Genomic DNA, 19,131 nt, shown 5'->3' with positions numbered 1-19,131 from the left:
CCGGACAAAATGAGCCGCATGCCTTACGAGAAAGAAAGCTTCTCGCTTGGCCGGGTCAGCGTTTCCGGGCGCAGCACCGCATCCAGATGCTCCTTCTGCATAAGGCCGCGTTCGAGAAGGATTTCATAGACCCCCCGTCCCGAATGATGCGCTTCCAGCGCAACCTCCGTAGCATTGCGATAACCGATATAGGGGTTCAGCGCCGTCACGATGCCGATCGACTGCTCGACCGTCTGTCGCAGCCGGTCACGGTTGGCGGTAATACCTTGAATGCAATTCGCCTCGAGCGTCAGGCAGGCATTGGTCAGGTGGCTGAGACTGCGGTAGAGGCTGTAGAAGATCACCGGCTCGAAGGCGTTCAGTTGAAGCTGGCCGGCTTCCGCGGCCATGGTGATCGTCACGTCGTTGCCGATCACTTCGAAAGCGACCTGGTTGACGACCTCAGGGATGACCGGGTTGACCTTGCCCGGCATGATCGAGGAGCCGGCCTGCCGCGCCGGCAAGTTGATCTCGTTCAGCCCGGCGCGCGGTCCCGAAGACAAAAGCCGCAGGTCGTTGCAGGTTTTGGACAGCTTGACCGCCACGCGTTTGAGGACGCCCGAAAGCTGCACGAAGGATCCGCAGTCCTGTGTCGCCTCCACCAGATCCGGTGAGGTCACCAGATCGACGCCGACGATAGCAGATAAGCGCTCGCGCACCAGCGCGGCATAGTGAGGATGGGCGGTGATGCCGGTGCCGATGGCCGTTGCCCCAAGATTGATCTCGCGGATCAGCGAGACGGCTTCGGCAAGGCGCGCCTCGTCCTCCGCGAGCATCAGCGCATAGGTTCCGAATTCCTGCCCCAGCGTCATCGGCACGGCGTCCTGCAGTTGGGTGCGGCCCATCTTGAGGACGTCGGCAAACTCGATCGCCTTGGCCTCGAACGACCGGCGCAAGACGGCCATGGCGTCGACGAGACGGTGAACGCCGATCCATGCGGCGAGCTTCAGCGCCGTCGGATAGACGTCGTTGGTGGATTGCGAGAGATTGACATGCTCGTTCGGATGCAGGTGCTGGTAATCGCCCCGCCCATATCCCATGATTTCGAGCGCCCGGTTCGCAATCACCTCGTTGGCGTTCATGTTGGTCGAGGTGCCGGCGCCGCCCTGAATGAGATCGACGACGAACTGGTCGTGCAGCGCACCGTCGCGGATCTCGATACAGGCCGCGATGATGGCGTCGGCGCGCGCCCGATCTAGAAGACCAAGGCTTGCATTGGCCTGAGCCGCCGCCTGCTTGATTGCGGCGAGCGACGCAATCAGATCCGCCGATTCACGCAGGGTCTGGCCGGTAATGGGAAAATTCTCGACCGCGCGTAACGTATGCACGCCGTAATAGGCCGAAGCCGGCACGTCGCGATCGCCGATCAGGTCATGTTCCACGCGGATTTTTGCAATATCGGAGATAGTCATGGCTGGACTTTCGAGAGAGGGCGCTGCGGAGCTGAAAGACGGCGGCAGGCCAAAGAGATGATGGGTTGAGACGCAGCAGAAATTGCCGCGTCCTGATTGTGTCATCGGGTTAAAGCCGCAGGACTGGAATTCTCTCCGTCCGGCGTGTATCCGCGTAGCTTGAAAGGAAAGGACACGCCGCCGGTCGTGACACCCATGGTGTTCACGCGCTTGGGATGATGAAACTCCGCAAGCTGCTTGCGGCGTTCCGGCGAGCCGATGCCAAGCTGTTCGAGGATTTCCGTGACGACGGCGTAGAGGATTTCGACGTTGCCATCCTCGATCTTGACCGAGATGCCGAGCGCCCCATCCGCTCCCAATCGCCTGGTATCATCCGAGGCGCGCACACCGATTGCATAGCTGGCATCGGCGCCGAGCTTGCCGATTATCGCACCGCCGAATGCGCCCATCAAAACCGTGCAGTAGCGCCCCTCGCCCGCGACCATGTCGGGGTGGCGCGTCATCGCCTGGAAAATGCGAGCCAGTGCCGGGCCTCGCCTCGACGACCCCTGGCGCCACTCGCCTCCATCTGCTGCCGAAGCAAGCTTGGCATAGAGGCGCGCCAGGCGATCCAACGGAAAGGCGGGGGTCGGCAAATTGCATCCGTCGATCCCCCATTCGACGTCCTGCGGGTCCAGATCGCACAGCTCGGCAACCGTTCGCTTCACGATCACCTGCATCGGATGATCCGGCAGGTGATAGTCCTCCGCCCCCGCTCCGATGGCGCGGGCGCCGGCAATCATTCCGACGTGCTTTCCCGAGCAGTTGTTGCAGACCGCCGTCGGCGTATAGTCCTGCTTGATCCAGGCGCGGTTCACCGTTTCGGACAGGGAAGAATGGCCGCCGCAGCGAAGATCGGCCTCCTCGGCCTTGATCTTCGACAGCATGGCTCGCGTCCGTGCGATATGCCGCTCTTCGCTGCTGTGGGAAGCGCACATTAGCGCGAGATCCGCATCATCGAAGCCGTATCGCTCGAACCCATTCGTCTCCAGGATGGCGAGCGCCTGGGCCGGCTTGGCGGCGGAGCGGGCAAGCGTCATGCGTGTCGGGTCCCCCAGCGTGTAAAGCAGCCTGCCCTTAGCATCGACGACAGCAACGTGGACGCGATGACGGTTCTCGACGATCCCGCCACGATCGGTGACGACGCAATCCTCACTCGGGGTCATTTTTCTCTCCATTGATGCGGTGCCCCGGCGGCGGCATGATGCGCCACCGGGACAGGTTCGATTATCCCTCAGGCCAGATCGAAGCCGCCGCGATCCTCGCCCTGTTCGGCGGCGAGCATGTGGATGCGCTCGCGCATCACGAGCCAGCCGACCACCAGCGCCGGAATGATCAGCAGCAGAGAAGCGACCGTGTAGGTTCCGACGGGATAATCGAGCGCCATCAGGCTCACGACGACCGCCAGGAAGCCCAGCGTCAGCAGGCCGGTATAGGGCGCGCCGAACATCCGGAATTCAGGCCGGGCAAGCTTGCCCTGACGCGACAGGTGCCACAGCTTGAGCTGGCACAGGACGATGACGCCCCATGCAGCGATGATGCCGAGTGCGGCGACGTTCAAGCCGATCTCGAAAGCTTCTGCCGGAACGACGGCGTTCAGCACGACGCCGAAGGCGGTCACGACAGCCGTCACCGCGATGCCGCCATAGGGCACGCCGGATCTGTTCATCTTCGCCAGCGCGGCCGGCGCCGAGCCCGAAATCGCCATGGAATGCAGGATGCGGCCGGTCGAATATAGGCCCGCATTGAGCGACGACAGGACCGCAGTCAGCACGACGAGGTTCATGACGACGTCGGCGCCCTGGACGCCGATCTTGCCGAAGAAGGTGACGAACGGGCTCTCGCCGCCCTTATAGGCGGTATAGGGCAGCAGCAGCGACAGCAGCAGAACCGAGCCGACATAAAAGACCACCAACCGCAGCACAACCGTTCGGATCGCGCGGGGCATGACCTTGCGCGCATTTTCGGTTTCGCCTGCGGCAGTGCCGATCAACTCGATCGAGGCATAGGCGAAGACGACGCCTTGTATCACGACCAGCGCCGGCAAGATCCCGCTCGGAAACATGCCGCCGAAGTCGGTGATTGTATTCAGCCCCGGAACATGGCCGTCGATCGGCGTGCCGGTGACGACGAAGTAGACCCCGACGATCAGGAAGACGACCAGAGCGAGAACCTTGACGAGGCTGAACCAGAATTCCAGTTCGCCGAAGACCTTTACCGACACAAGGTTCATGGCGAGAACGAGGACCAGCGCCGTCAGCGCAAATACCCACTGATCGATCATGGCGATCCATGGGACATATGCCTTGAAGAAATTCATGTAGAGAGCCACTGCGGTGACATCGGCGACGGCTGTCATCGCCCAGGTCAGCCAGTACAGCCAGCCGACCGCGAAGGCGAGCTTTTCGCCGTAGAATTCACGGGCATAGGAGACGAACGAACCCGAGGTCGGGCGATGCACGATCAGTTCGCCGAGCGCTCTCAGAACGAGGAATGCAAAAAAGCCGCATAGGGCATAGACGAGCACGAGCGCCGGACCGGCAGCGGCAAGCCGCCCGCCCGCACCCAGAAACAGGCCGGTGCCGATGGCGCCGCCGATGGCGATCATCTGGATCTGCCGCGGCTTCAGCGCCTTTTTGTAACCGAGGTCCTCCTCGGCGAAAACCTGGCCGTCGGCCTTCGTTCTGGTGGATTCCATGACTGTCATTTCTCCTCCCTATCTTGGGTTCGGCAGCCTCCCCGGCCGCCACACAAGGTGTCAATCTGCAATGCGGTCTGACAGGTTCGGGAATAACGGAGAAGCCGCGCCACGGTCAAGGGCCTTTCGTTCGATGGTGTGCATATATGGAAGCCGGTTCGGCCATCAGCAGCTGCCTATGCCCGCACGCAACGGTGTTGCGGGAATCGTTCGCAATTGCTTAACGCGGTGCGGCGCCGATGATGCGATTGACCGCCGCCTCGACCTTTTGGAGATGGACTTCCATCGCAGCCCGGGCCTCGATATCCGAGCCGGCGCGGATGGCTTCGACAATGGCGCGATGCTCTTCATTCGACTCCTGACGCCGCGGTCCCAACACCGTCAGCAGCCCGGATTGCTGCGCCATCGCCTCCCGAACCTCGTCGACGATATCGCGGAAGACGGCGTTCTTCGATACCGTTGCGATAAGCCCATGAAAATCCGAATCCAGCCGCACCCAGGCCTCGGTATTTTCCTCCTGCTCCATCTCGTCGCAAAGTCCGAACAACCGGGACAGCTCGTCATCGCTCCGACGCAGCGCCGCCCAGCCGGCGGCCGATACTTCGACGTGAGGCCGCGCCTCCATCAGATCACGCGCCGAATAATCGCCGTAACTGATATCTCCGTCGCCGGCAGCCGCAAGCACATATGTACCGCTGCCCGTTCTCGTCTCGGTCAGCCCCAAAATCTGCAGCGAACGCAGCGCTTCCCGCACGATTGGTCGGCTGACGCCGTATTTTGCCGCCAGCTTAGCTTCCGACGGCAGCTTCGAACCGGCAGCAAATCGGCCGGAAAGGATGAGGCTACGCAACTCCTCGAACACAAGTTCCGAGGCGCTTTTGCGACTGATGGTCGCGGGATTGGACAGCCAGTTTTCTAGATCGTTCATCGCTTGCATTCGATCGGCCGCGCGGGATATCCGGGCGCAAATTTGAAATCATGCCTTCTCGGCAGCTCGACTGTCATCGGCAATCCCGATAATGGACCGCTTGACCTCCAGTAGGTGCTCCGCCATGGCTGCGCGCGCATCCTGCTCGCTGCCCGCGGCAATTGCCTCCAGGATTCGACGATGCTCGGCGTTCGACGCTTTGCGCCGGCCGCGAACATGCTCGACCAGTTCCGATTGCGTCGAAAGCGCGCCGCGAACATCGGCGACGACTTTGCGGAAGATCGCATTGCCGGAAGCCTCCGCGATTTGTCCGTGAAAGGCGGCATCCATCCGCACCCATTCCCGGACACCCTCTTCCTCATCCATCCGCTCGCACAAGGATGTCAGGCGGCTCAGCTGCTCGTCCGAGCGCCGCAACGCCGCCCAACCGGCAGCCGGAATCTCGACGCAGGGTCGCGCCTCCATCAGATCGCGGGCGGAATAGGCGCCGCCGCCGAGTTGTCGCGCGGGGCTCTCCGAAACGACGAAGGTGCCCCGGCCAGTCAGGGTCTGGGTAAACCCCAGTGTCTGCAGCGAGCGGAGCGCTTCACGGATAATAGCCCGGCTGATGCCGTAACGTTCGGCGAGCTGCACCTCCGAGGGAAGACGGATCCCGAGCGCCAGTTTCCGATCGACAATGGCCGTGCGGATATCCTCGAAGACCGCTTCGGCAGCGTTTCTTCGGCCTATTTCTTTCTTCTCCGACAGCCATGAATCCATATCCCGCATCGAAGGACGATGCGGGCAATCCAGAGAGCTGTCAAGCAACCGAACAGGGGATCCGAAGCGTGCCGCGCGCGTGCCACGCGCGTCGCGAAAAGCGACTACCAGAGCTTCATGTGGCGGTTGACGTCCTTGTAGAGCAGGTACCGGAAGCGCCCGGGGCCGCCGGCGTAGCAGGCCTGCGGGCAGAAGGCGCGCAGCCACATGAAGTCGCCGGCCTCGACCTCGACCCAATCCTGGTTCAGGCGATAGACCGCCTTGCCCTCCAGCACATAGAGGCCGTGCTCCATGACATGCGTTTCCATGAAGGGGATCACCGCGCCCGGCTCCAGCGTCACGATATTGACATGCATGTCATAACGCACATCGGCCGGATCGATGAAGCGGGTGGTGCCCCAGCGGCCGTCGGTGTCTGGCATGGCGCGGATCGGATGGTTGTCCTCATGTGTGACGATCGCCGGCGGCAGCTCCAGTCCCTCGACTTCCTGGAATGCCTTCCGGACCCAATGGAAGATCGCTGCGGTCGAACCGTCGTTCTTCAGGCGCCAAGCCGAGCCGGCCGGAAGGTAGGCGAAGGAGCCGGCGCGCAGCCCGTGGCTGACGCCTTCGAGCTCGATCGTCATGCCGCCTTCGACGACGAACAGCACCGCTTCGGCCCGCTTGTCGGGCTCCGGCCGGTCGCTACCGCCGCCCGGCTGAACCTCCATCACATATTGTGAGAAGGTCTCGGAGAAGCCGGAAAGCGGGCGGGAGAGAACCCACGCGCGCGTGCCCGTCCAATGCGGAAGGAGGCTCGTGACAATATCGCTCATGACGCCGCGGGGGATGACCGCGTAAGCCGTGGTAAAAACGGCCCGGCCCGAAAGCAGCTGGCTCTGCGGCGGCAATCCGCCGAGCGTCGAAAAATAATCTGTCTTGTTCATAAGCGCGGCTTTCGAAGCATTTGTCTCTGCACCTGCTTTATGCGCCGCCGATCCGTTAGGCAACTCCCAAGCCGGACGAGCGATCGGCCATGACAAGATGGCCCGGCCCGACCTCGCGATAGGCGGCTATCGGAGGGGCATAGTCGATCGGGCGCATCGGGCTCTTGATCTCGTCGTTCGCCACCATGCGCTTTTCGTGGCGGCGGTCGGGATCGGGCACCGGCACGGCGGCGATGAGTTTCTTCGTATAGGGGTGCTGTGGATTTTCGAAGATGGCGGCCCGCGGGCCGATCTCGACGATCTCGCCGAGATACATCACCGCCACGCGGTGGCTGACGCGCTCGACCACCGCCATATCATGCGAGATGAACAGGAAGGCGAGGTCGAGGCTCTGCTGCAAGTCGAGCATCAGGTTGATGACCTGCGCCTTGATTGACACGTCGAGCGCCGAAACGCTTTCGTCGGCAACGATGACCTTCGGCTGCAGGGCGAGCGCCCGGGCGATGCAGATGCGCTGGCGCTGGCCGCCGGAAAATTCATGCGGATAACGCACGGCCATGTCAGCGGAAAGGCCGACCTTGATCAGCAGATCGGCGACGACGTCCCTGGCCTGTTTTGAACTGCCCATCCTGTGCTCGAGATAGGGCTCGGCGATCGCAGCACCCACCGTCATGCGCGGGTTGAGGCTGGCGAAGGGATCCTGGAAGATCATCTGCACGGATTTGCGCATCTCGCGCAGCTCCTTCCTGTCGAGGCCCAGCACCTCCCTGCCTTCGACGAGCACCGAACCGGCCTGCGGCTCGATCAGGCGCATGATCGCCCGCCCTGTCGTCGATTTGCCGCAGCCGGATTCGCCGACGAGCGACAGCGTCTCGCCGGCATTGAGATCGAAAGAGACGTTTTCGACCGCGTGCACGCGGCTCGTCAGCCGCCCGAAGAGGCCGGAATGGATGTCGAAGCGCTTGGTGAGGTTTTTCACCTGCAGGACTGGCGTTGCCGCCACCGTATCGGCAGCCTCGGCGGGGACGTCCGATTCACCCGTCGCGGTGTTGACCACGGGAAAACGCAGCGGCCTCTGCCGGCCCTGCATCGAGCCGAGCACCGGCACGGCTGACAACAGCGCCCTTGTGTAGGGATGTCTGCCGCGGTGAAAGATATCGGAAGTGGCGCCGCTTTCCACCTGCTCGCCGCGATACATCACCACGGTCCTGTCGGCAATCTCGGCGACGACGCCCATATCGTGGGTGATGAAGAGAACGGAGGTTCCCTCCTCCTCCTGCAGCATCTTGATGAGATCGAGGATCTGGCCCTGGATCGTCACGTCGAGTGCGGTCGTCGGCTCGTCGGCGATCAGCAGTTTCGGCCGGCTGGCAAGCGCCATGGCGATCATCACCCGCTGGCGCATGCCGCCGGAAAAACGATGCGGATATTCGTCGAAGCGGGAGGCGGCCGAGGGGATGCGGACCTTCTCCAGCACCCTGATCGTTTCAGCCCTGGCGTCGGCCCGGCTCATATCGGAGTGGCAGAGCAGCGCTTCGGAGATCTGATCGCCGATGGTGAAGAGCGGATTGAGCGAGGTCATCGGCTCCTGGAAGATCATTGCCACCTCATTGCCGCGCACCTGCCGCATGGCATGTTCCGGCAGGGCCAGCAGATCGCGTCCGCCGAGCATGACGCGGCCTTCGATGCGGCTCGTCTCCGGCTGCAACAGCCGCATGATCGACAGCGACGTCACGCTCTTGCCCGAGCCGGATTCGCCGACGATCGCCACGGTCTCACCGGGCGCGACGGTGAAGGAAACGTCGAGCACGACCGGCTTCCAGGCGCCGTCGACCACGAAGGACGTGGTCAGCCGGTCGACGGAAAGAACGGGGCTCAATGTGTCGATCGGCTGGGCTTGGGCGTTGGCCATGTCGGCTCCTCTTGCGGCGGATGAGAACGGCGGATCAATCCGGCCAGCGCAGCAATCCGTCGAAGCGGTGCCTGCTGCGGTTTTCGATCGGAGTTGCAATGATCTCGTTGGAAGCGCGCGCCTTGTCGAGCTCCTCAGCAAGACGGTTTGCGACGATCACCTCCTGGCCCGGATGCAGGTTGCACGGGTCGAGATAGAAATAGCGATGCTCCACTTCGTGGTCGCGCACGATAATCGGCGGACTGCCCCTCGCCAGCGCATCGGCCAGATCCCAGGCGGTGATATGCGCCTCTTCCGGATCGACGATCAGGCGAAGACGGTCGAGGGGGTTGTTGGTCGGGTCGGGCTCGATCAGCGCGGTGACGCCGGGACGGCCGTCGAGCGTCTTCTTCCAGAGATTGAGATAGCTGGTCTCACGTTCGCGGATCCCGGCATGGTCGCGGCTTTCCCAGGCTTCCAGCGCCGCCATGACCCCGAAAATGCTCTCCTTGCCGACCTTCATGCCGCGGCCGATGCCCATATTCTGTAGGAAGGCATGGCGCACCAGCTCCTTGCTGCCGGCAACGATGCCCGAGGTCGGACCGCCGAGGAATTTGTGGCCGGAATAAAGGGCGATATCGGCCCCCTGCTCCAGGAAAATCCTGAGGTCGTATTCCGAGGCCGCATCGACGATGACGGGCACGCCCCTGGCATGGGCGATCTCGACAAATTCCTTGAGGTTCAGAAGACCATAATCGACGACATGATGGGAGATGACATAGACGGCAGCGGCGGTCTTGTCGGTGATCGCTCTTTCCATGTGGAAACGGTGTGTCGAGGTCGCCTGTCCCACAAGCACCACCTTCCCGCCGGCAAGCCGGATCGCCTGGTCGACCGGCGCACCGTAGCTCACCACATGGCCCATCTGCACCAGCACCTCGTTCTTCTCGGGCACGGCATCCGGCAGCCTCTCGATCGCCAGCAGATTGTCGCCGGTGATCGCGCCGGCGACGGCAAGCGAAATGCCGGCCGAGCAGGAGGCGGTGACGAAGCCGGCATCGCCGCCGGTCACCCGGGCGATGACGCTGCTTGCCTTGCGCTGCAGGTCGTTGATCTCGACGAAGTGCGGCAGGATCGCCGTCATCGCGGCGATCGCCTCCGGAACGACGATCGAGGCGCCGAGGCTGGTCATCGTGCCGGAGACATTGATGACGGGGCGAAGGCCGAGCGAAGGTCTGATATCATCGGGCATGAAGTTCTCCGGAAGTCTGGGGCGAAGGGCAGAACATGGCGCGGTCATCCGGTAGTGTCGAGACGCCGGGCGAAAGATGCGGATTGAAATAGAAAAAGCTCATCCGAAGACCACTCTAAACATGAAAACACCTCGTCAGCCATGCAAGGCGACGATGGCCTCGATCTCGACGGTGATGTTGCCGGGCAGCGAGCCGAAGCCGACCGCCGAGCGGGCATGTTCGCCGGCCGCTCCGAAGACGGCGATCAACAGATCCGAGCAGCCGTTGATGACGCTCGGATGGTCCTCGAACTCAGGCACGGCATTGACCATGCCGAGCAGCTTGACCACTCGTTTGACGCGGGAGAGATCGCCAAGCGCCTCATGCATGACGGCAAGCAGGTTGATGCCGGTCAGCCGCGCATGCCGGTAGGCCTCCTCGACACCGACTCCGCCGCCGACCTTGCCGGCATGCAGAAAGCCATCGGCCTCGCGCGGTCCCTGGCCTGAGAGATAGAGCATGTTGCCTTCCACCACATGCGTCACGAAATTGGCGATCGGCGGCGGCGGTGGCGGCAGCGCAATGCCGAGGGCGGCTAACCGATGATAAGGCGAGTTCTCGACCTTGCCGGCGGCAGTGGGAAACTGATTCACGCAAACTCCTGTCATGCGAATTTTCGATTTGGCGAATTCCGGATTAAGCCGACTGAGAGGTCGGCGGATTAAAGGTCCTTGCGAAGCCTTGGGTCGAGCATGTCCCTCAGGCCGTCGCCGACCATCTGCAGCGACAGCACCGAGAGGACTATGGCGACGCCGGGAAAAAGCGTCATCCAGTCGGCCTGGCCGATATATTGGCGACCGGCGGCGATCATCGTTCCCCAGGTCGGGATTTCTGGGCTGACTCCGAGGCCGAGGAAAGAGAGACCGGCTTCGGCCAGCATCGCGCTGGCAAAGAGGAAAGTAGCCTGCACCAGGATCGGCGACAGCAGATTGCGCAAGACGTGCCGCGTCATGATGTGGAAGGTTGAAATGCCGAGCGCCCTCGCCGCCTCGACATAGGGCAGCTCGCGAATAACAAGCGTCGATGCACGGACGACACGGGCAAGGCGCGGTGCATAGACGATCGACAGCGCGATGATGACGGTCGTCAAGGACGGGCCGAGGGCGGCGACGAGGGCAATCGCCAGCAGGATATCCGGAAACGCCATCATCGCGTCGATCAGCCGGGCGATCGGCGTATCGAGCTTCTGGAAAAATCCGGCGAGCAGGCCGAGGGTGACGCCGATGGCGGCCGACAAGGTCACGACGGCGGCCCCGACGAGCAGCGACAGCCGGCCGGCGAAAATCGTCCGCGAGAAGACGTCGCGGCCGAACTCGTCGGTGCCGAAGAAGAAGGTGCCGCTCGGCGGCTTCAGCCGGTTGACGATGGAAAGCTTGGAGGGCGAATAGGGCGCGACCACAGGCGCGAAGACCGCCAGTAGCACGAAGATCGCCAGGATCAGCAGGCCGAAGGCCACCGTCCTGCGCTTCATCAGGCGGCGGACGAACTTGCTGCCTTCGCTTTCGACGGGTTTGATTGCGATATCGGCCATCAGTAGCGCACCCTCGGATCGACCAGCAGGTAGAGCATGTCGATCGCAAAATTGATCAGCACATAGAGCGCGGCGATGACCAGCAGCGCGCCCTGGATGACGGGATAGTCGCGGCGCAAAACCGCCGAAACGACGAGATTGCCGACACCCGGCAGACCGAAGACAGTCTCGGTGACGACGGCGCCCGAGATCAGCACCGCTGCCGTCAGGCCGAGCACCGTCAGGATCGGGATCAGCGCGTTCTTCAGCGCGTGCTTGAGGATGACCTTGCGCTCGATCAGCCCCTTGGCGCGGGCCGTGCGGATATAATCGTCGCCGAGCACATCGAGCATAGAGGCGCGGGTGAAGCGCAGGATGAGCGCAGAAGAGACGATGCCAAGCGCAAAGGCCGGCAGCGTCAGGTGATACATCCGGTCGATGAAGGTCGAGCCCGGGCCGCCATAGCCGGAGACCGGGAAGAGATTGAGCCTGACGGCGAAGAACTGCATCAGGATGAGGCCGAGCCAGAAGCTCGGAATGCTGGCGGCGAACATGGCGAGCGTCGTTGCCGCCTGATCAATGAAGGAACCGCGCCGATAGGCGGCATAGATGCCGATCGGCAGGGCGATGATGCTGGCGATCGCAAGCGAAAACAGCGTCAGGAAGAAGGTCGGCTCGGCCCGGTCGATGAGCGCCGATGTGACCGGCATATTGAGGAAGATCGACTGGCCGAGATCGCCCCTCAGCAGCTGGCCGATATAATAGACATATTGCAGCCCGAGCGATTGATCGAGGCCGAGCCGGCTTCTCAGATCGGCAATATCCTGCGGCGTCGCATCCGGCCCGAGCATTACGGCGGCCGGATCTCCCGGCGTCACGCGCACGATGACGAAGACGATCGTGACGACCAGAAACATCACGACGACCATGCCGAACAGGCGCTGGAGGATGTAGCGTATCATGAATGCCGGCCTTCAAGCCCTTACAGATGCGGCAGAAAAGATGACCGGTACCGGTCGCGAAGGACCGGCACCGGCGGTGATGCTTACTTCTTGATCGAAGCGTTCCAGAAATACGGCCACGGAGCTGGATCGACCCCTTCGAGCTTAACCGACTTCGCCGAGACGGCGTTGAAATCGCCGATCTTCATGAAGGGCGCGTCTGTATAAACCGCGTTCTGGACATCGGCCCAGAGCGCCACGCGTTTCTTCGGATCGACCTCGGAGGTAAAGGCATCGACGGCCGCTTTGCGGGCCGGCGTATCCCACCAGCCGGGCGAGCTGGTCGAGAGCGAGCCGATGAGCGCCGGCTCCGGCAGGAAGGGGCTGTGGGTGATATAGATATCCCAGAGCTTCGGGTCGGTGCGGCGCTGCGTCAGCGTCGCCCAGTCCACCACCTGCATATCGACGGTGAAGCCGGCAAGCTTCAGATATTCGGCGGCGACCTGCGCCATCTTGTAGTGGAACTCGTATTGGCGGCTGGTCAGAATGCGGATCGGCTCGCCATTGTAGCCGGCCTTCTTGGCGGCCGCAGCCGCCCCTTCCGGATCAGAGACATTATAGGCGCCCTCGACGCCGGTATCCGTCGACCAGGCAAAGGTCTTGGGGTAGATGGCGCCGTCGAGCGCATAAAAATCCTTGCTGCCGAAAGCCGCCGCCAGCATGTCTTCCATGCTGAGCGCCTGGCGGATCGCCTTGCGGACCTCGACATTCCCGGCAACACCCTCCTTCGTGTTGAAGACGAAGACTGGATAACCGAAGGGCTTCAGCATGACCGGCTGCGAGGCGGTCGATGCCTTCAGCTTGTCGTAGGATTCGACCGGGATCGAGTCGACATAATCATACTGGCCGGAGATAGCGGCCTCGACGCGGGTGTTCGGGTCCGGCACCGGTACGAAGCGGATTTCATCGAGATATTGATGACGGGCGCCACCATAACCATCGCTCTCGCCGCTGCGCGGGACATACCCGTCGAAGCGGACGAGCTGAATATACTGATCTGCCTTGCGCTCTTTCAGCATATAGGGGCCAGTGCCGATGAATTCCTTCATCGGTTCGTCCTGCTTTTCCGACGGGATGATGATTGCCGCCGAATTGTTGAAGGCCAGCAGCGAGGTCAGCGGCGCATAGGGCTGCTTCAGCGTGATCGTCACGGTCGCCGGATCGGCGGCGGTGACCTTGTCGATGAAGCCGGCCACCTGCTTGCCGCGCGAGGCGATCTTCATCCAGCGGTTAAGGGAGGCGACGACATCCTCCGACGTCATGTCTGTATTGTCGTGGAACTTGATGCCGGTTCTGAGTTTGATCGTATAGGTTTTGCCGTCGGCGCTGATCTCAGGCAGGCTCTCGGCCAGCAGCGGCGTGACGTTCCAGCTCTTGTCGAAGGTATAGAGCGTTTCGAAAATATGCTGCGTGACGATGCCGACGAGATCGGCCGTCGACGACATCGGATCAAGCGTCGGCGGCTCGCCGATCGTCGCGACATTGATGACGCCGCCCTTTTCCTGGGCAGAGAGGGTCGAAGGCAGGGCGACGAGCGCGGTGCCGAGAAGGAATGCGACAAGCGTTTTCATGTAAGAGCTCCCGATTTAGTTCCACAATTATGTAATTCATCTTTTTGTAACAGAATAGAAGCTGGAACTATCGTGTCAAGCCGAAGCCGCGGATTATGTCTGCGGCGGAGGCTGAAATGCCTGAGAGAGCACAACATCGCCGGCCGAGACTGGCTGCCTGCGCGAAGGTCGCGCATGATACGAACATGGAGAATCGGCAGCGTCAGGACTTCAACAAAGGGAGGATCGAATGAGCATCGACTTCAACCAGGGACAATGGCTGAACGAACCGGCCAGCTGGCACGCCGACGAAACCGGCCTGACGATCACAACGGACGAAAAGACCGATTTCTGGCGCGAGACCTATTACGGCTTCACCCGCGACACCGGCCACTTCCTCGCCTTTCCCACCGGCGACAGCTTCACCGCACAGATCCGCGTCCAGGGCGAGTTCCGCACCCTCTACGACCAGGCCGGCCTGATGGTGCGCCTCGACGAGAGCCGCTGGTTGAAGACAGGCGTCGAATTCACCGACGGCGAAGCCTTCCTCAGCACCGTCGTTACCGACGGCAGATCCGACTGGTCGGTATCGCAGCCCTTCAAGGAACTGGAGGATTTCCACATCCGCGTCACCGTCGCAAACGGAGCGATGCGAATCCAGGCTTCACGCAATGGGCGCTTCTGGGCGTTGCTGCGGTTAGCGCCCTTCCCGGCTGCAGACCGTTACGAGGTGGGGCCGACAGCCTGCACGCCGGAGCGCAGGGGGCTGACGGTGCGGTTTTCGGAGTTTTCGATCGCGGCCGCGATCACGACGGGTCTTCATGATTTGAGTTAGGGGGATTTCGTCAGGATTGCGCTCCGAAGCACCGCAGTAACATCCACGCCCAAGGGTAGCCACTATACCCGAATTGTCATTTTCGGAGTGACAGCCGCGCCCTTCTCTGCGAAAAGAGCACGATTGAGAGACAGGGGCGTTCGTCGACAGACGGGCTGAGAAGAACCCTTCGAACCTGAACCGGATAATGCCGGCGGAGGGAGTCGCTCGGGAACCCGCCGTGAGAGGCGCGCCCCGCGCCCGCCCCCGCCTGAAAGGGGCGCCATGCAAAGAAAGTTCACGTCGGGAACCATGCTGAAGGCGATGCGCGAAAAGCCGCCGCTCGTCCAGTGCATCACCAATTATGTCGCCATGAACATCGCGGCCAATGTTCTGCTTGCGTCGGGTGCTTCGCCCGCCATGGTGCATGCCGCTGAAGAAGCCGGTGAATTCGCCGGTATCGCGAATGCATTGACCATCAACATCGGCACGCTGTCGACGCAATGGATCGACGGCATGCAGACGGCGGCGAAGGCCGCCAACGCAGCCGGCAAACCATGGGTGCTCGATCCAGTCGCGCATTACGCGACGGCCTTCCGCCGCGCAGCGGTCGCCGATCTCCTGGCGCTCAAGCCGACGATCATCCGCGGCAACGCGTCCGAGATCATCGCGCTTGCTGGCGGAGAGAGCCGCGGCCAGGGCGTCGACAGCCGCGACCCGGTCGAACAGGCGGAGGATTCGGCACGGCGGCTGGCGGAGCGGCAGCAAGCCGTCGTTGCCGTCACCGGTGCGGTCGATTTCGTCACCGATGGTGAAAGGGCCGTGCGCATTCAGGGTGGGTCGGCCCTGATGCCGCAGGTCACCGCGCTCGGTTGCTCGCTTACCTGCCTCGTCGGCGCCTTCGCCGCGACCGCGCCCGAGGATATCTTCGGCGCGACTGTCGCCGCGCTTGCGACCTTCGCCGTTGCCGGCGAAGATGCGGCGCTGGGTGCCGCCGGCCCGGGCTCCTTCTCCTGGCGCTTCCTCGATGCGCTGGCTGCGATCGACGCCGAAACGCTCGATGCCAGGGCAAGGGTATCGGTTGCATGAAGCGCTTCGACCTTTCGCTCTATCTCGTTCTCGATTCCGATCTCTGCGCCGCGATCGGCATGATCGAGACCGCGCGCCTTGCCGTTGCCGGCGGCGCGACGATGGTGCAGCTGCGCGACAAACATGCGGGCACGCCCAGAATGATCGAGACCGGCCGAGCCTTGAAACAAGCGCTTGCGGGAACCGGCGCGCTGCTTATCGTCAATGACGATGTCGAGGCAGCGGTCGCCATAGGTGCCGACGGCCTGCATATCGGCCAGGAGGACATGGATGCGCGCACGGCACGGACTATGATCGGTCCCGACATGATCCTCGGCCTCTCGGTCGAGACAGCGCCGCTTGCTAGCGCCGTCGATCCCGGTCTCGTTGATTATACCGGCGTCGGACCGGTCTTTGCGACCCCGACCAAGGCCGACCACAAACAGCCAATCGGCTTTGACGGTCTTGCAAGGCTGGTGAAGGCCTCGCCGGTGCCGTCGGTCGCCATCGGCGGCCTCAAGGCGAGCCACGTGGCCGAGGTATTTGCCGCCGGCGCCAGAGGACTTGCCGTCGTCTCCGCCATCGCGGGCACGCCAGACCCCGAGGCGGCCACGCGCCGCATCGCCGCAGAAATCCGAAAGGTCCGCCCATGATCCGCAACGTTCTCTCCATCGCCGGCTCCGATCCATCCGGCGGCGCCGGCATCCAGGCCGACCTCAAGGCCTTTTCCGCCCGCGGCGTCTACGGCATGGCTGTGCTGACCGCGCTGACGGCGCAGAACACGCAGGGTGTGACCGGCGTGCATCTGGTGCCGCCGCAATTCGTCGCCGACCAGATCGATGCCGTCTTTGCCGATGTGCGCGTCGACGCCGTCAAGATCGGCATGATCGCCAATGCCGCCATCGCCGAGGCCGTCGCCGCAGCCCTTGCTGACCGGCGCGGCATTCCCATCGTCCTCGACCCGGTGATGATCGCCAAGGGCGGTGCCACCCTGCTTGAGCCTGACGCGGTCGACGTGCTGACCCGGCGGCTGCTGCCGTTGGCCACGCTTCTCACCCCGAACCTACCTGAAGCCGCCGCCCTGCTGCACCAGCCGGTTGCGACCAATCGCGAGGAGATGGCCGCCCAGGCAGAGCGATTGCGCGCCCTCGGTCCGGCCGCCGTGCTGGTCAAGGGCGGACACCTCGACGGTGAGGAAAGCCCCGACGTGCTTTCAATTGCCGACGGCCTGCACTGGTTCGAGGCCCGACGTGTACCGACCAAGAATACCCACGGCACCGGCTGCACGCTCTCCAGCGCACTGGCCGCCGAACTCGCCAAAGGCGCCTCGGCGCCAGAGGCCGTTGCCATCGCGAAGGATTATCTCGCCGGCGCGGTCGCAGCCGCCGGAAAGCTCAGCGTGGGCTCCGGGCACGGTCCGGTCCAGCATTTCCACGCGCTTTGGAAAGAGGGCGAATAGGCGCTGGCGTCGGCGAACAGATCCAAATGCAAAACGGCCCGGCTCTCCCGGGCCGTTTTGCATTGGACCCATACCTCACGTCGAAGCCGCAACGAGAATCGCAGGCGCCGCCGCGCCGCATCCGAAAATCCCTGTTGACAAGCCCTCCGAGATGGCGAAGTCTATGACATTAAAAGGGGATATATTCCGCAATAACGGAACTCGGGAGGATAGACAGGTGCCAGACCTGCTTGTGAGCTTATATTCAAACAGGCTCGCGGAACTGAAAAAGCGGGCTGACGTCGTCGGCGCTTCCATCCGTCCGGCTCTTCCTCCGGAACTGCACCTCGTCGTCAACTGGGTTCGCGAACAATTCAGCGAGAATTGGGCGAGCGAGGTTTCCGTCGCTTTTTCCCGCCAGCCCGTCGCCTGTCTGATATCAGTCGAAGGTGGCAAGCTGCTCGGCTTTGCCTGCTATGACACGACGGCCCGCGGCTTCTTCGGCCCGACCGGCGTCGATCCGGAAGCACGCGGCAAAGGGATCGGCCTCGCGCTGTTTTCCGCGTGCCTCCAGACCATGAAGGCGCTCGGCCATGCCTATGCCTTCATCGGCGATGCCGGCCCCATCGATTTCTACGCGAGCACCGCAGGCGCGATCGCCATCCCTGCCCCCGATACGGGCATTTACGAAGGCATGCTGCGAAGCGCGCCGAAATGACCAGCTGATATTGGAGCACCAGAATTGTCCTCAACCCCGCTCGCCCTATTCGTCGGCCTCCCGAACCCTGCCATTTCGGATGACGAATTCGCGCTGTTTCGCGACACCAACCCGCTCGGCCTCTTCGTCGGGCGGCGCAATCAGCGCGAGCCGGAGCAGACGAAGCGGCTGGTCGACCGCTTCCGCGAAGCCGTCGGCCGCGACGATGCGCCCGTTTTCACCGACCAGGAAGGCGGCCGCGTCCAGCATCTCGATGCCGGTCCCTGGCCGCTCTTCCGCAGCTTCGGCCAATTCGCCGAGCTTGCCCGCCGCGATTTCGATCTCGGCAAAAAAGCACTGCGCCTTTCCTCCCAGGGCATGGGCGCGATGATGACGGAACTTGGCCTTTCCAGCGGTTGCTCGCCCGTTCTCGATCTCGTCTTCGAGACGACGAGCGCGGTCATCGGCGCCCGCTCCTTCGGCCCCGATCCGGACTTTATCGCCGCGCTCGGCCGGGAGGTGGTCGACGGCCTGCTCGAGACCGGCAACATGCCGGTCATGAAGCACATTCCCGGCCACGGCCGCGCGACGCTCGATTCCCACAAGGAGCGCCCGGTCGTCGATGCCAGCCGTGAGACCCTCATCGCCACCGATTTCAAACCATTCGTCGCGCTGAAGGATACGCCCTGGGCGATGGTCGCTCATGTCGTCTATTCGGCTTATGACGCGGAGCTGCCGGCGTCGATCTCGCCTGTTATGCACGACGTCATCCGCAAGGACATGGGTTACGAGGGCGTGCTGATCTCCGACTGCATCTTCATGGAGTCGCTTGCCGGCACGCTGCCGGAGCGGGTCGCCCAAGTGCTCGATGCCGGCTTCGACATCGCCCTCCACAGCCATGGTGACGTCAGGGAAAGCGAAGCCGCCGCCAAGGCGGCCCGCCCGCTGACGGATGCCGCCCTCAAGCGCATCGCCGCCGGCAAGGCCCGCCTCGGCGATCTCAAGATCGATTATCGCGCCGCCCACGCCGAAGTCGAAGACATGTTTGCAAGCGCGCTTATCTCCTGAC

The 19,131-nt window shown here is 62.9% G+C and carries 18 protein-coding genes and 1 riboswitch; of the genes, 6 read left to right on the top strand and 12 right to left on the bottom strand.

All coding sequences use genetic code 11. From position 1 onward, the window contains the following. Positions 1-23: 23 nt before the first annotated feature. The 12 genes from aspA to J2J98_RS25480 form a co-directional block, all read right to left on the bottom strand. Positions 24-1,451 carry an aspartate ammonia-lyase gene (gene aspA / locus J2J98_RS25535; protein ID WP_138395616.1) on the bottom strand — a complete coding sequence of 476 codons (1,428 nt, stop codon included), beginning with the start codon at positions 1,449-1,451 and terminating at the stop codon, positions 24-26. A 101-nt stretch (positions 1,452-1,552) separates the two neighbouring features. After that, positions 1,553-2,656 (bottom strand): asparaginase, encoded by a 1,104-nt coding sequence (locus tag J2J98_RS25530; protein WP_207603597.1) that lies wholly within the window; start codon positions 2,654-2,656, stop codon positions 1,553-1,555. A 68-nt stretch (positions 2,657-2,724) separates the two neighbouring features. After that, positions 2,725-4,197 carry an amino acid permease gene (locus J2J98_RS25525; protein ID WP_207603596.1) on the bottom strand — a complete coding sequence of 491 codons (1,473 nt, stop codon included), beginning with the start codon at positions 4,195-4,197 and terminating at the stop codon, positions 2,725-2,727. Positions 4,198-4,408: 211 nt separating this feature from the next. Then, positions 4,409-5,116, bottom strand: a complete 708-nt coding sequence (locus tag J2J98_RS25520) for a FadR/GntR family transcriptional regulator (protein WP_064707459.1) — start codon at positions 5,114-5,116, stop codon at positions 4,409-4,411. Positions 5,117-5,164: 48 nt separating this feature from the next. After that, complete coding sequence (locus J2J98_RS25515; RefSeq protein ID WP_207603595.1) at positions 5,165-5,884, bottom strand: FadR/GntR family transcriptional regulator; 720 nt, start codon at positions 5,882-5,884, stop codon at positions 5,165-5,167. 95 nt (positions 5,885-5,979) lie between these two features. Further along, positions 5,980-6,801 carry a bifunctional allantoicase/(S)-ureidoglycine aminohydrolase gene (locus J2J98_RS25510; protein ID WP_207603594.1) on the bottom strand — a complete coding sequence of 274 codons (822 nt, stop codon included), beginning with the start codon at positions 6,799-6,801 and terminating at the stop codon, positions 5,980-5,982. Positions 6,802-6,856: 55 nt separating this feature from the next. Continuing rightward, positions 6,857-8,713: an ABC transporter ATP-binding protein gene (locus J2J98_RS25505; protein ID WP_207603593.1), complete on the bottom strand. Its 1,857-nt coding sequence runs from the start codon at positions 8,711-8,713 to the stop codon at positions 6,857-6,859. 34 nt (positions 8,714-8,747) lie between these two features. Continuing rightward, the gene (locus J2J98_RS25500; protein ID WP_207603592.1) at positions 8,748-9,944 is read right to left on the bottom strand and encodes an aminotransferase class V-fold PLP-dependent enzyme; all 1,197 of its coding nucleotides are present in this window, start codon (positions 9,942-9,944) and stop codon (positions 8,748-8,750) included. Positions 9,945-10,079: 135 nt separating this feature from the next. After that, on the bottom strand, positions 10,080-10,592 hold the full coding sequence (locus tag J2J98_RS25495; RefSeq protein ID WP_207603591.1) for a RidA family protein: 513 nt from the start codon (positions 10,590-10,592) through the stop codon (positions 10,080-10,082). 53 nt (positions 10,593-10,645) lie between these two features. Continuing rightward, positions 10,646-11,515, bottom strand: a complete 870-nt coding sequence (locus J2J98_RS25490; RefSeq protein ID WP_064713431.1) for an ABC transporter permease — start codon at positions 11,513-11,515, stop codon at positions 10,646-10,648. After that, on the bottom strand, positions 11,515-12,456 hold the full coding sequence (locus tag J2J98_RS25485) for an ABC transporter permease (RefSeq protein ID WP_064707105.1): 942 nt from the start codon (positions 12,454-12,456) through the stop codon (positions 11,515-11,517). Before J2J98_RS25485 ends, J2J98_RS25490 begins: the two co-directional genes overlap by 1 nt. Before the next feature lie 83 nt (positions 12,457-12,539). Continuing rightward, positions 12,540-14,066: an ABC transporter substrate-binding protein gene (locus J2J98_RS25480; protein WP_207603590.1), complete on the bottom strand. Its 1,527-nt coding sequence runs from the start codon at positions 14,064-14,066 to the stop codon at positions 12,540-12,542. Positions 14,067-14,295: 229 nt separating this feature from the next. Here J2J98_RS25480 and J2J98_RS25475 point away from each other — a divergent pair, with 229 nt between their 5' ends. The 6 genes from J2J98_RS25475 (at position 14,296) to J2J98_RS25450 (ending at position 19,130) form a co-directional block, all read left to right on the top strand. Next, positions 14,296-14,880 (top strand): DUF1349 domain-containing protein, encoded by a 585-nt coding sequence (locus J2J98_RS25475; protein ID WP_207603589.1) that lies wholly within the window; start codon positions 14,296-14,298, stop codon positions 14,878-14,880. A 122-nt stretch (positions 14,881-15,002) separates the two neighbouring features. Continuing rightward, positions 15,003-15,099, top strand: a riboswitch (TPP riboswitch). A 45-nt stretch (positions 15,100-15,144) separates the two neighbouring features. Then, positions 15,145-15,948 carry a hydroxyethylthiazole kinase gene (thiM, locus tag J2J98_RS25470; protein ID WP_207603588.1) on the top strand — a complete coding sequence of 268 codons (804 nt, stop codon included), beginning with the start codon at positions 15,145-15,147 and terminating at the stop codon, positions 15,946-15,948. Continuing rightward, positions 15,945-16,580 (top strand): thiamine phosphate synthase, encoded by a 636-nt coding sequence (thiE, locus tag J2J98_RS25465; protein ID WP_207603587.1) that lies wholly within the window; start codon positions 15,945-15,947, stop codon positions 16,578-16,580. The genes thiM and thiE overlap by 4 nt, the downstream gene beginning before the upstream one ends. Then, positions 16,577-17,386, top strand: a complete 810-nt coding sequence (gene thiD, locus J2J98_RS25460) for a bifunctional hydroxymethylpyrimidine kinase/phosphomethylpyrimidine kinase (RefSeq protein ID WP_207603586.1) — start codon at positions 16,577-16,579, stop codon at positions 17,384-17,386. The genes thiE and thiD overlap by 4 nt, the downstream gene beginning before the upstream one ends. A 217-nt stretch (positions 17,387-17,603) precedes the next feature. After that, positions 17,604-18,083: a GNAT family N-acetyltransferase gene (locus J2J98_RS25455; RefSeq protein ID WP_207603585.1), complete on the top strand. Its 480-nt coding sequence runs from the start codon at positions 17,604-17,606 to the stop codon at positions 18,081-18,083. Between the two features lie 24 nt (positions 18,084-18,107). Then, positions 18,108-19,130, top strand: coding sequence for a glycoside hydrolase family 3 N-terminal domain-containing protein (locus tag J2J98_RS25450; RefSeq protein ID WP_207603584.1), 1,023 nt, complete (start codon positions 18,108-18,110; stop codon positions 19,128-19,130). Position 19,131: the final 1 nt, after the last annotated feature.

Origin of the sequence: Rhizobium bangladeshense, assembly GCF_017357245.1 — a bacterium.
GTDB classification, from domain to species: Bacteria; Pseudomonadota; Alphaproteobacteria; order Rhizobiales; family Rhizobiaceae; genus Rhizobium; species Rhizobium bangladeshense.
This window is presented reverse-complemented; position numbering and strand designations above follow the sequence as displayed.